The sequence below is a fragment of the Micromonospora sp. NBC_01796 genome, from assembly GCF_035917455.1.
Lineage (GTDB): Bacteria > Actinomycetota > Actinomycetes > Mycobacteriales > Micromonosporaceae > Micromonospora_G.
In genome coordinates this window covers 6833936-6845683 of record NZ_CP109078.1, presented here as the reverse complement: position 1 = coordinate 6845683, position 11748 = coordinate 6833936, and the positions used below count along the sequence as shown (strand labels likewise).

Below are 11748 nucleotides of genomic sequence, written 5' to 3'. Positions count from 1 at the left end.
GTGCCCCGGTCCGCAACTCTCGGGCCGGGGCACCTTTGGATCGTCCGGTGGTTACGGCAGTACGCGCTTGTCCGCGTCGAGGTTCGCGCTCAACCGGATGGTGATGAACTCGTTGTTGTCCGGCTTGCCCGGCGTACGCCCGTTCGACGACGGGAAGTTGTTGTCGTTGAGCACACCGAGCGTCCGGTCGTCCAGGATGACCAGGCCCTCGATGGTGGTGAACGGGAACCGGAACACCGACCCGAAGCCGCCGATGTTGTGCGGGTTGTTGATGTTGAGCAGGTCCGCGACGAGGGTCTTGTCGACCTTGCCGTCCCGGTCCCGGTCCCGCCGGTCGATCAGGTAGATCTTCTTGAACAGGGCGGAGGCACCCTCGCCGTTGTCCCGCTCGATGATCAGCATCCGGTTGTTGTCGACGCTGATCGCGTCGCCGATGGCGTTGCCGGGCGAGTCGAGCTGGTAGGTCCACCAGTTGTCGGTGTACCGGCCGGCGGTCAGGTCGTACTGGTACAGCCGCAGCGCACCCGCCGGGTCACCGGCGACGGTTCCCTCCAGCAGCGGGTAGAGCGAACGACCGTCCGGGGCGAGCGCCATGCCCTCGAAGCCCTTGCTGCTCGGCAGGTTCGGCTGGCCCGCCGGGTTCTCCGGGGCCCGTACGCCGGGCAGTGGCACCGGTGCCTGCACCAGGCGACCGGCCCGGTCGAAGTGCAGCAGATACGGGCCGAACTCGTCACCGAGCCAGTACGACCCGTCCTTGGCCTTGACCATCGACTCGATGTCGAAGTCGGAGCCGGTGAGCACCCGGTCCGGACGGGTCAGCGCGAACGGCACCAGCCCGTTCGGGTCGGTCAGGTTCAGACCGCCGAGGACGTCGACGGATCCGGTGCCGAAGCTCGGCGCGATCCGCTGGATCCGCAGGACGAAGTCGGCGCTGTTGGCCTTGTTGCCGAAGCCGTTGTCGGTGAGTACGTCGAAGGTGCCGTCGGCGTTGCGCTGCACGCCGCTGAAGCCCTGCACCGGCTGGTCGGCGAAGGGCGCGACGACCCCGTTGACCGGGGCGGTGCCGAGCAGCGACCCGGACGGCTCGCTGGCCGGTACGAAGGACATGGCCGGCAGTGCGGCGAAGTTGGTGAGCGTGGCCTGGTGGAACGGCTTCGCCGATCCACCCTGCCCGGTGAGGTTGACCTCGGTGCGGTCGGCCCCGATGAGGTTGGCCGCGGCGGTGGGCACGGCGAGTACGGCGAGCGTCAACGCGCCGATACCGAGGCCGAGCCCGAGCCGTCGAGCGGTAGCTGTCATGGGCGGCACGGTAGGCGTCCCGGTTGAACCACGGTTGACCAGGAATTGTCGATCAATCAATGATCCGGGGGCACGGGCAGCGACCCGTGCCCCCGGACCACCCGTCGGTCCCGGTCAGCTCCGCCCGGCGAGCAGCCGCCGCTCGGCGAGGGCCAGCAGGGTGTCACTGAGCTTGCCGAGCAGGGCGAGCATCAGGATCGCCAGCAGGATCACGTCGGTACGGCCGGTGTTCTGGCTGTCGATGAGCAGGAAACCCAGGCCCATCGAGGAGGCGATCAGCTCGGCCGCGACCAGGAACAGCCACGACTGGGCCATCGCCAGCCGCAGGCCGGCGAGCACCGGCGGGGTCGCGGCCGGCAGCAGCACGGTGCCGAGCAGCCGTACGCCGGTGCGACCGTAGGCCCGGCCGACCTCGATGAAGTGCGGATCCACATGCGCCAGCGCGGACGCGACGGTGGTGTAGACCGGGAAGAACGCCCCGATCGCCACCAGCACGACCTTGGGGGTCTCGCCGATGCCCAGCCAGAGCAGCAGCAGCGGCACCCAGGCCAGGGACGGGATCGCCCGCAGTGCCTGCACCGTCGGGCTGAGCAGGACCCGCACCGGCGCGGAGAGCCCGACCAGGCCGCCCAGCGCCAGACCGGCCCCGCTGCCGAGGACGAACCCGATCAGGACCCGCTGGGTGCTGATCGCGACGTGGTGCCACAGCTCGCCCCGGCCGAGCAGTTCACGCAGCGCCAGCACCACGTCGTACGGCGGGGGCAGTTGGGCCGGCGCGTACACGTGCGCGGCGACCACCGCCTGCCACGTCGCGAGCAGCGCGAGCGGCACCAGCAGGCCGGCCCCGGCGTGCAGCAGCCGCCGGCGGATGCCGGACCGGGCCGGGCGGGACGTGGCCGGTGCCGGCGGTGACGCCGGGGCGGACCGGACCGGCGCCACGCTCACGGCTTGGCCCGGTCCTGGGCGAACCTCGGTTCGAGCAGCGAGTCCAGCGCGGTACGGGCCTCGTCGGCGCTGCGTACGTTGCCGTCGGCGACCAGGATCGGCAGTACCCGTTCGAAGACCTGCCGCTGCGCCGCCCCGGGCACCGGGTCCACCGCGAGCCGGGTCCGTTCGGCGAGGACGACCCGGGCCACCTCGGCGGAGACCTTGGATTCCCGGGCGAGCAGTTCGACCGCCTGGTCGGGGTGCTCGGTGAGCCAGGCACGGGCCCGCTCGTAGGCGTTGACCACCGCCTGCACCAGTTCGGGGTGCGCGGCGATGAAGTCCTCGCGGGCGTTGAGCACCCCGTAGGTGTTGAAGTCGAGGTTGCGGTAGATCAGCTTGGAGCCCGCGTCGACCTGGCTCTGTGCCATGTGCGGGTCGAGCCCGGCCCAGGCGTCGACGTCACCGCGTTCGAGGGCGGTCTTGCCGTCGGCGTGCTGAAGGTTGACCACCGTGACGTCCGACGGCTTCAGGCCCGCCTGGTCGAGCGCCTGGAGCAGGAAGAAGTACGGGTCGGTGCCCTTGGTCGCGGCGATCTTGCGGCCCTTGAGCTGGGCCACCGAGGCGATCGGCGAGTTCTTCGCCACCACGATCGCGGCCCACTCCGGCTGGCTGAAGACCTCGACCGTCTTGATCGGCGAGCCGTTGGCCCGGGCGACGAGCGCGGCCACCCCGGCGGTGGAACCGATGTCGATCACCGCCGCGCGCAGGTTCTCGTTGGCCTTGTTGCTGCCGGCGGAGAGTTGCCAGGTCACCGAGACGCGCTTGTCGGCCAGCTCGGTCTCCAGCCACTTCTGGTCCCGCAGCACGAGGCTCTCCGGGTTCCAGTACGCGTAGTCGAGCCGCAGCGCGACCCCGGTGCCGTCCGGGGTGTCGGACCCGGAGTCCTCGCCGGCCACGCAGCCGGTCAACAGGGCCACCACGGCGGTCATCGCGAGCGCGACCCGGACCGGGACGCCGGTAACTTTTCGCACAGGGGATTCCTTCGGTGAGGGGGACCACCCGGCCGGTGCCGGCCGGGTGACGTTCTACGGCGGTCGGTGACGCCGGTGGTCGCTAGCTCGACGGGATCGCTTCGCCGCCGACGGCGGCACCGGTACGCCGGGGCACGCCGAGGCGGTCCAGCAACTCGGCGCGTAGCGAGGTCAGGACGGGGTCCGCGCGGTCGCGTGGGCGGACGACCGGCACGTCGATCACCAGTTGGATGGTCGAGCCGGATTCGGCCGCGTCCGCCGTACCGGGCTCCGACGGGCCGAGCAGGACGATCCGGTCGGCGAGTTGCAGCGCCTCGTCGACGTCGTGGGTGACCAGGAGCACGGTGGTACCGGCAGCCCGCTGCACGTCGTCGACCAGGTCCTGCATGCGCAGCCGGGTGAGCGCGTCCAGGGCGGCGAACGGCTCGTCGAGCAGCAGCACCCCCGGGCGACGGGCCAGGGCGCGGGCCAGGGCGGTGCGTTGGGCCATGCCACCGGAGATCTGCCGGGGGCGGTGCCCGGCGAACTCGGACAGGCCCATGACGGCAAGCAGGCGGCTCACCTCGGCCCGCCCCTCGGCCCGGCCGGTACCGCTCGGCAGTCCGAAGGCGACGTTGCGGGTCAGCGTCCGCCAGGGCAGCAGGCGGGGTTCCTGGAACACCACGGCGGTGCGTGACTCGACCCCGTGCACCTCCCGCCCGTCCACCTCGACCAGGCCCTCGGTGGCCCGGTCGAGTCCGGCGACGAGCCGCAGCAGGGTCGACTTCCCGCAGCCGGACGGGCCCAGCAGGGCCACCACCTCGCCGGCCGCGACGTCGAGGGTGACGTCCCGCAACACAACGCGGCGGCCGGTGCCGCGTCCGAACGCGCGTCCGATCCGGGCCAGCCGTACGGGCGCGGGTCGGGTGAGCGGCGGTCGGCTGGTGGAGGCCGACGCCGGTACCGGACGCTCCACGATCGACACCGTGACCCCTCCCCTGGCGCCGACGACGCCCCGGCGGCACCGGGGGCAGCCCTGCTGCGCCCGATGCGGAACCTGACCCGCACACCTTACCGATAATTCCTATCGGTTGAGTAGGCTAGGGCCGGGTTCCGCATCGACGTACGGTTCCACGGGCTGTCCGGCGACTCAGCCGCCGAGCCGGCGCACCATGTTCATCACGGTCTCCAACTGCGGCCCGCCCTTGATCGGATAGGCGGTGCTGCCGAGGTAACCCCACCAGTCCCAGCAGCCGTTCGGGTTCACCGCCGAGGCGGTGGCCTGCGGGTAGAGCACGATCAGCCGGTTGGTGTCGGCGTACTGGTTGAGGTTGGCGCGGTCCACGAAGGCCGTACCGACGCTGTTGTAGCCCTGCTGGCAGCCGTGCAGCGCGACCAGCAGCCTGCAGGACTGCCCGGACGCACAACTCGACGGCACGTACGCGAACCCGGTCCCGCCCATGCTCAACCCGGCCGCGTTCCCGTTCACCGCGAACGTGCTCTGGTTGAAGCTGGTCAGGGTGCCGCCGAGCGGGCCGGTGTTCGGTGCGCTGACCGAGCCGAGCAGCTTGCGCAGGAAGGTGTTCTGCGGGTCCGTACCGCAGTCGTTGAGGAACGGTGACACCGTCGCGGTGCAGGCCCCGGTGCCGTACGGGGTGACCCAGGCGTGACCGGCGGACGAGCCGCTGTCGTACTGGACACTGGCGCCGAAGTGCTGGTAGTAGCGGACCAGGTCGTCGGTGACGGACTTCCTGATCGCCGTGTCGTTGTTGCCGTGGTAGACGTAGACGGGCTGCCCGGACAGCCGGCTGACCGGGTCGACCCAGCCGTACGCCGCCCAGGTCCGGGTGTACGCCTCCAGATTGGTCAGGTACGTCGGCAGGGTGTTGTCGGCGCAGGCGTACAGGGCCTGGCTGACGTTGTTCTGGGCGCAGTAGTACGGCCCGGCGGCGAAGATCGCCGCCCCCTTGATCCGGCCGGAGTAGGCGACCTGCAACTGGGTCGCCAGGTATCCGCCGGACGAGACCCCGGCGACGTACACCCCGGACACCTGGTACGTGCCGAGCGAGCCGGCGACCGGCGTCTTCGTGTACGGGTCGGCGGCGGCCAGGGCCGGGGCGGGGCCGGGGACGAGCAGGGACAGGGCCACGGCAGCGGCCGTGACGGTGCGTACGAGGAACCTCATGGGACGCCCTCCTGATGGGAAGACGCCGGCGGTGGGGCGCGGCGTGCACCGAGGCTAGGAGCGCATCGGTCGCCCCGACACCGTCGTACGTGACATGTCTCACCGCGTACGAGTGTGGTCGCACGCCAGTGCGCGCCCCGACGGACATCGGGACGCGCGTGGTGTGAGAGCCGTGGCCGCTACTGACCCGCCACCGGTGCCGGCTGGCGCTGGTACTCCGGCTTGTGCGAGGCGGTGGCCTCGACCGCCCACTCGAGCGCGTAGTCGGCGACCGCCTGCCAGCCCGGTTGCCCGAGGGTGAAGTGGGCTCGGCCGGGGAACTCGTGGTAGCCGGTGATCGCCCTGGACCGGCGGTAACGGCCGGCGTTCGACTTGTTCTGTACCGGCGGCGCGACGTGGTCGGCGCCACCGGCGATGAACAGCAGCGGGGCCCGGTCGCTGTTGGCGAAGTTGACCCGGATCGCCGACCTCGGGTTCAGGTTCGCCAGCGCGCTCTCCCAGAGCACTCCCCCGGCGCCGGGTACGTGATAGCGCCCGTAGACCCGATCGGACTCCTCCCGGCTCATCGTGTTGGTGAAGGCGTAGTGGAACTGTTCGGGGCTCAGCGGCACCGCCCGGCGCCGGTTGCCGAAACTGCGCAGGATCGGGAGCGCGACCCGCAGCGACGAGAACGGCACCCGCAGCACGCCCTTGACCGGCGCGGAGTCGATCGCCACGGCGGCGGCACCGAGGCCCCGGTCGGCCAGCATCTGGGTGAACGACCCGCCGAAGGAGTGACCCATGATGATCGGCGGCCGGTCCAGGTCCCGGATGATCCGGTCGTAGTGGTCGACGATCCTGGTGACGTTGAGTTTCGCGATCGGCGACGGGTCCCGGCGCAGTTGCTCGACCTCCCCCTCCATTCCCGGCCAGGCCGGCGCGAGCACACGGAAGCCGGCGGCGGAGTAGTGGTCGACCCACTGCTCCCAACTGCGTGGTGTCATCCACAGCCCGTGGATCAGCACGATGGTGTCGGCCGAGCTGCGATCGGCGGGACTGCTGCTCATGTTCCCCTCCTGGCAGGTCGCGTGCGTACGCGTGGACGAACGCCGCGGGCCGCTTACCCGCCGCCGGACCCGCCAATCCCGTACCGCGATCCATGCCTTCCCGAGCAGGGAACGACGCCAGGAACAGGACAATCCGGATGAACAGCACCGGACTGGCACGATCCGAGACCGCCGGGAGGCCCACCGGTGAGCGGCCCGCCGGGCACCACCCTTAGTCTCCGTTCATGACCCGGTCACCAGGAGAGCCGAGCCTGGCCGCTGATTTCGCACCCGCGACGCTGGCCCAGTGGCAGGAACTGGCGCTCGCCGTACTGCGCAAGAGTGGCGCGGCCGACGAGAACACCGCCCCCGAGGCAGTCGACGAGCTACTGGGCCGGACCACGTACGACGGCATCCGCGTGGCGCCCCTGCACACCGCCACCGACGCCCCGGCACCCGCCGGCCTGCCCGGACTGTGGCCGTTCACCCGCGGTGGACAACCGACCGGACCGGTCCGGTCGGGCTGGGACATCCGGCAACGGCACACCGATCCGGATCCGGCCGCCACCAACGAGGCGATCCTGGCCGACCTGGAAAACGGCGGCACCTCGATCTGGCTGGCCCTCGGACCGGGCGGCCTGGACCCGGCAGCGCTGCCGGCGGCACTCGACGGGGTCTACCTCGACCTGGTCGGGCTGGTGCTGGACGCCGGCCCCGCGACCGAACAGGCGGCGACCGCACTGTTCGCGCTCGCCTCCGACGCAGGCCTCGCACCGGCGCAACTGAGCGGCAACCTGGGCGCCGACCCGCTCGGCTGGCAGGCCCGTACCGGTGACGTCGCCGACCTGCGACCCGCCGCCGCCCTCGCCGCCCGGTGCGCGGCGGACCACCCCGGCCTGCGGGCGATGACCGTCGACGCGACCGTCTTCCACGACGCCGGTGGCAGCGACGCCGAGGAACTCGGGTGCTCGATCGCGGCGGGCGTGGCCTACCTGCGGGCGTCGACCGACGCCGGTCTCGACCCCGCCACCGCCCTCGGCCAGGTGGAGTTCCGCTACGCGGCCACCGCCGACCAGTTCCTCACCATCGCGAAGCTGCGCGCCGCCCGGCGGCTCTGGGCCCGCGTCGCCGAGGTGTGCGGTGTTCCGGCCGCCGGCGCCCAGCGCCAGCACGCGGTCACCTCGGCGGCGATGATGACCGCCCGCGACCCCTGGGTGAACATGCTCCGGACCACCCTCGCCTGCTTCGCCGCCGGGGTCGGCGGTGCGGACGCGGTCACCGTCGCACCGTTCGACTCCCGACTCGGGCTTCCGGACGGATTCAGCCGCCGGATCGCCCGCAACACCCAGTCGTTGCTGCTGGCCGAGGCCAACGTCGGCCGGGTCGTCGACCCCGCCGGGGGTTCCTGGTACGTCGAACGCCTGACCGAGGACCTCGCCCACGCCGCCTGGGCGTGGTTCACCGAGATCGAGCGCGCCGGTGGACTTTCCGCCGCCCTGGCCAGCGGGCTGGTCGCCGACCGGCTCGCCACGACCTGGGACCGGCGTACGGACAACCTCGCCCACCGGCGGGATCCGATCACCGGTGTCAGCGAGTTCCCCAACCTGGAGGAGCGCCGTCCGGTCCGTTCCCCGGCACCGGCACCGGTCGGGGGCGGCCTGCCCCGGCACCGGTACGCCGAACTGTTCGAGGACCTACGCGACCGGGCCGACACCCACACCACGGACACCGGCACCCGGCCGACCGTGTTCCTGGCCACCCTCGGCCCGATCGCCGCGCACACCGGTCGGGCGTCGTTCGCGGCGAACCTCTTCGCCGCCGGTGGGATCACCACGACACGCAGCGGCCCGGCAACCGACGCGGACGAGATCGCCGCCGCCTTCACCGCCAGCGGAGCCACCGTCGCCTGCCTCTGCGGCACCGACAAGGCGTACGCGACACTGGCCGCACCGGTCGCGGCGGCGCTGACCGCCGCGGGTGCACAACGGATCTGGCTGGCCGGCCCACCCGGCGAACACGACGGGGTGGACTCCTACCTGTACACGGGCTGCGACGCCGTACGGGTAATCGAAACGACGCTACGTGACCTGGGGGTGGCGTGATGATCCCGGACTTCTCCAACCTGGAACTCGGCACACCGGATCCCACCGTGGACCCGGACCGGTGGCACGACGCCGTACGCGACCAGACCGGCACCGAAGCCGAGGCGCTGGCCTGGGAGACCCCGGAGGGGATCACCGTCCCCCCGCTGTACACCGCCGCCGACCTCGAGGGACTGGACTTCCTGGGCACGTACCCGGGCATCGCCCCGTTCCTGCGCGGGCCGTACCCGACGATGTACACCACCCAGCCGTGGACGATCCGCCAGTACGCCGGCTTTTCCACCGCCCAGCAGTCGAACGCCTTCTACCGGCGGAACCTGGCCGCCGGGCAGAAGGGGCTGTCGGTCGCGTTCGACCTGCCGACGCACCGGGGTTACGACTCCGACCACCCCAGGGTCGTCGGTGACGTCGGCATGGCCGGGGTGGCGATCGACTCCATCTACGACATGCGGGAGCTGTTCGACGGGATCCCGTTGGACCGGATGAGCGTGTCGATGACCATGAACGGCGCGGTCCTGCCGATCCTCGCGCTGTACATCGTGGCCGCCGAGGAACAGGGTGTGGCACCGGAACAACTCTCGGGGACGATCCAGAACGACATCCTCAAGGAGTTCATGGTCCGCAACACCTACATCTACCCGCCCGGACCGTCGATGCGGATCATCTCCGACATCTTCGCCTACACCTCGACCCGGATGCCCCGGTTCAACTCGATCTCCATCTCCGGCTACCACATCCAGGAAGCCGGGGCGACCGCCGACCTCGAACTCGCGTACACCCTCGCCGACGGCATCGAATACCTGCGCGCCGGTCGGGCCGCCGGGCTGGACATCGACGCCTTCGCCCCGCGACTGTCGTTCTTCTGGGCCGTCGGCATGAACTTCTTCATGGAGGTCGCGAAGCTCCGCGCCGCCCGGCTCCTCTGGGCCAAACTGGTCCGCGAGTTCGAGCCGAAGAACCCGAAGTCGTTGTCGCTGCGGACGCACTGCCAGACCTCGGGGTGGTCGCTGACCGCCCAGGACGTGTTCAACAACGTCATCCGTACCTGCGTCGAGGCGATGGCCGCCACCCAGGGCCACACCCAGTCCCTGCACACCAACGCCCTGGACGAGGCACTGGCCCTGCCCACCGACTTCTCCGCCCGGATCGCCCGCAACACCCAGCTCGTCATCGCCCAGGAATCCGGGACCACCGGCGTCATCGACCCCTGGGGTGGCAGCGCCTACGTCGAACGCCTCACCCACGACCTCGCCACCCGCGCCTGGGAGCACATCCGGGAGGTCGAGGCCGCCGGTGGGATGGCCGCCGCGATCGACGCCGGCATCCCCAAGCTGCGGATCGAGGAGGCGGCGGCCCGTACCCAGGCGCGGATCGACTCCGGGCGGCAGCCCGTCATCGGCGTCAACACCTACCGGCCGGCCACCGACGAACCCATCGACGTCCTCCGCGTCGACAACACCGCCGTACGGACCGAGCAGGTCGACAAGCTCCGCCGGTTGCGCGCCGAACGTGACCCGCAGGCGTGGGCCGCCGCCCTCGACAACCTGCGCAGGGCCGCTGCCGCCGGCCCCGCCGGGCAGGGGGACCTGAGCCGCAACCTGCTCGCCCTCGCCGTCGACGCCGCCCGCGCGAAGGCCACCGTCGGGGAAATCTCCGACGCGCTGGAGGACGTCTACGGCCGGCACACCGCGCAGATCCGTACGATCACCGGTGTGTACCGGAACGAGGCCGGCGACAGCACCGCCGTCGAGCAGACCAGGGCCGCCACGGCCGCGTTCGCCGACGCCGAGGGTCGCCAGCCCCGCATCCTGGTGGCGAAGATGGGCCAGGACGGGCACGACCGGGGGCAGAAGGTCATCGCCACCGCCTTCGCCGACCTCGGCTTCGACGTCGACGTGGGCCCGCTGTTCCAGACCCCGGCCGAGGTCGCCCGGCAGGCGGTCGAGGCCGACGTCCACATCGTCGGCGTGAACTCCCTCGCCGCCGGACACCTCACGCTCGTACCGGCGCTGCGCGACGAACTCGCCGCGCTCGGCCGCTCCGACATCATGATCATCGTCGGTGGAGTCATCCCCGAACAGGACTTCGACACCCTCCGGGCCGCAGGTGCCACCGCGATCTTCCCGCCCGGAACCGTCATCCCCGACGCTGCGCTCGACCTGCTCACCGAACTCTCCAAGCGACTCGGCCACCCGACCGTCGCATGACGCGATCGATGCCGGACGTCGAGGACTACACCGCCGGGGTGCTCGCCGGTGCGCCCGCCTGGATCGCGCGGGCGATCACCCTGGTGGAGTCGCGACGCCCGGACCACCGGGCGCTGGCCCAGCAACTCCTGGTCGCGCTGACCCCGCACGCGGGCAACACCCGCCGGGTCGGGATCACCGGGGTACCGGGGGTCGGCAAGTCGACCTTCATCGACGCGCTGGGCAGCCATCTCACCGGGGCGGGACACCGGGTTGCGGTGCTGGCGGTCGACCCGTCCTCCACCCGTACCGGCGGCAGCATCCTCGGCGACAAGACCCGGATGACCCGGCTCGCCACCGATCCGGCCGCCTTCGTCCGTCCCTCCCCCACCGCCGGCACCCTCGGCGGCGTCGCCAAGGCGACCCGTGAGGCGATGGTCGTGGTGGAGGCCGCCGGTTACGACGTGGTCCTGGTCGAGACCGTCGGGGTCGGGCAGTCCGAGACCACGGTCGCCGAGATGGTCGACTCGTTCCTGCTCCTCGCCCTGGCCCGGACCGGCGACCAGCTCCAGGGCATCAAGAAGGGTGTCCTCGAACTCGCCGACGTGATCGCGGTCAACAAGGCGGACGGCCCGCATGCCAACGACGCCCGTGCCGCCGCCCGGGAACTCGGCGGGGCGCTGAGGTTGCTGCGTACGGGCGAAGCCGGCTGGCAACCACCCGTACTGACCTGCAGCGCGCTGGAGGGCACCGGCCTGACCGAGGTGTGGCAGCAACTGGTCCGGCACCAGGAGACCCTGCACGCCTCGGGTGAGTTCGCCGCCCGACGTCGTCGCCAACAGGTCGGCTGGCTCTGGGCGATGGTCCGGACGGGCCTGCTCGACGAGCTGCGGGAACACCCGGCGGTCACCGCGCTCGCCCCGGAACTCGAACGCCGGGTCCTCGACGGCAGCCTGACCCCGACCCTCGCCGCCGAGCGCCTGCTGGCCGCCTTCACCGGCCGCGCCTGAACCA

General features: G+C 71.5%; 9 protein-coding genes. 3 read left to right on the top strand and 6 right to left on the bottom strand.

Annotation, left to right across the window (positions count from 1 at the left end):
• Window positions 1–51: 51 nt before the first annotated feature.
• The 6 genes from OIE47_RS30540 to OIE47_RS30515 all read right to left on the bottom strand — a co-directional run bounded on the left by OIE47_RS30540 (window position 52) and on the right by OIE47_RS30515 (window position 6467).
• Complete coding sequence (locus OIE47_RS30540) at window positions 52–1299, bottom strand: esterase-like activity of phytase family protein (protein WP_326557984.1); 1248 nt, start codon at window positions 1297–1299, stop codon at window positions 52–54.
• A 114-nt stretch (window positions 1300–1413) separates the two neighbouring features.
• Window positions 1414–2244 carry an ABC transporter permease gene (locus OIE47_RS30535; RefSeq protein ID WP_326557983.1) on the bottom strand — a complete coding sequence of 277 codons (831 nt, stop codon included), beginning with the start codon at window positions 2242–2244 and terminating at the stop codon, window positions 1414–1416.
• On the bottom strand, window positions 2241–3257 hold the full coding sequence (locus tag OIE47_RS30530; protein ID WP_326557982.1) for an aliphatic sulfonate ABC transporter substrate-binding protein: 1017 nt from the start codon (window positions 3255–3257) through the stop codon (window positions 2241–2243). Before OIE47_RS30530 ends, OIE47_RS30535 begins: the two co-directional genes overlap by 4 nt.
• Window positions 3258–3339: 82 nt before the next feature.
• Window positions 3340–4212, bottom strand: a complete 873-nt coding sequence (locus tag OIE47_RS30525) for an ABC transporter ATP-binding protein (RefSeq protein ID WP_326557981.1) — start codon at window positions 4210–4212, stop codon at window positions 3340–3342.
• A 174-nt stretch (window positions 4213–4386) separates the two neighbouring features.
• A complete protein-coding gene (locus OIE47_RS30520; protein ID WP_326557980.1) occupies window positions 4387–5421 on the bottom strand; it encodes an extracellular catalytic domain type 2 short-chain-length polyhydroxyalkanoate depolymerase in 1035 nt (344 codons plus the stop codon).
• Between the two features lie 179 nt (window positions 5422–5600).
• Complete coding sequence (locus tag OIE47_RS30515; protein WP_326557979.1) at window positions 5601–6467, bottom strand: alpha/beta hydrolase; 867 nt, start codon at window positions 6465–6467, stop codon at window positions 5601–5603.
• A gap of 224 nt (window positions 6468–6691) precedes the next feature.
• On the opposite strand from OIE47_RS30515, the gene OIE47_RS30510 reads away from it, so the two are divergent.
• From OIE47_RS30510 to meaB, 3 genes are read left to right on the top strand one after another with little or no spacing between them, the layout of a single operon-like run.
• Complete coding sequence (locus tag OIE47_RS30510) at window positions 6692–8548, top strand: methylmalonyl-CoA mutase family protein (protein WP_326557978.1); 1857 nt, start codon at window positions 6692–6694, stop codon at window positions 8546–8548.
• Entirely contained in the window at window positions 8548–10755 is a 2208-nt protein-coding gene (scpA, locus tag OIE47_RS30505; protein ID WP_326557977.1) for a methylmalonyl-CoA mutase, read from the top strand. The genes OIE47_RS30510 and scpA overlap by 1 nt, the downstream gene beginning before the upstream one ends.
• Before the next feature lie 8 nt (window positions 10756–10763).
• A complete protein-coding gene (gene meaB / locus OIE47_RS30500; RefSeq protein ID WP_326557976.1) occupies window positions 10764–11744 on the top strand; it encodes a methylmalonyl Co-A mutase-associated GTPase MeaB in 981 nt (326 codons plus the stop codon).
• The last annotated feature ends 4 nt before the right edge of the window (window positions 11745–11748 follow it).

What these genes read in the sequence shown, in the direction of transcription:
- OIE47_RS30520 (WP_326557980.1), bottom strand. Translation starts at nt 5,421, where the DNA reads ATGAGGTTCCTCGTACGCACCGTCACGGCCGCTGCCGTGGCCCTGTCC.
- scpA (WP_326557977.1), top strand. Translation starts at nt 8,548, where the DNA reads ATGATCCCGGACTTCTCCAACCTGGAACTCGGCACACCGGATCCCACC.
- OIE47_RS30540 (WP_326557984.1), bottom strand. Translation starts at nt 1,299, where the DNA reads ATGACAGCTACCGCTCGACGGCTCGGGCTCGGCCTCGGTATCGGCGCG.
- OIE47_RS30515 (WP_326557979.1), bottom strand. Translation starts at nt 6,467, where the DNA reads ATGAGCAGCAGTCCCGCCGATCGCAGCTCGGCCGACACCATCGTGCTG.
- OIE47_RS30510 (WP_326557978.1), top strand. Translation starts at nt 6,692, where the DNA reads ATGACCCGGTCACCAGGAGAGCCGAGCCTGGCCGCTGATTTCGCACCC.
- meaB (WP_326557976.1), top strand. Translation starts at nt 10,764, where the DNA reads ATGCCGGACGTCGAGGACTACACCGCCGGGGTGCTCGCCGGTGCGCCC.